1 protein-coding gene is annotated in these 451 nt (G+C 54.5%); it reads left to right on the forward strand.

All coding sequences use genetic code 11. From position 1 onward, the window contains the following. The coding region (trpA, locus tag H7U32_RS10270; protein ID WP_204469923.1) for a tryptophan synthase subunit alpha at positions 1–451 on the forward strand (451 nt) is incomplete at both ends.

Consider the following 451-nt stretch of genomic DNA (forward strand, 5'->3'; position numbering starts at 1 on the left):
ACCATGAACCGTATCAACCAACTATTCGAACAAAAGAAACACGACATCCTCTCCATCTATTTCTGTGCAGGATGTCCCACACCCGACAACACCGCCGATGTCATCCGCACCCTCGAAGCACAAGGTGTGGATATGATAGAAATCGGCATCCCTTTCAGCGACCCGATGGCAGACGGACCCGTCATCCAAGACGCCGCCACCCGTGCCCTGCGTGGCGGAATGACCCTACGCCGCCTTTTCGCCCAATTGGAAGGCATCCGCCGCAACGTACGCATCCCCCTCATCCTGATGGGCTACCTCAACCCCATCATGCAATACGGATTCGAGAACTTTTGCCAAAGCTGCCAGGCATGCGGCATAGACGGAATGATTATCCCCGACCTTCCCTTCAAAGACGACATGGAAGAATACCGTCCCATAGCCGAACGCTATGACCTGCGCATCATTATGC

It is taken from the genome of Bifidobacterium pullorum subsp. saeculare (assembly GCF_016899725.1).
Taxonomy (GTDB): Bacteria; Actinomycetota; Actinomycetes; order Actinomycetales; family Bifidobacteriaceae; genus Bifidobacterium; species Bifidobacterium pullorum_C.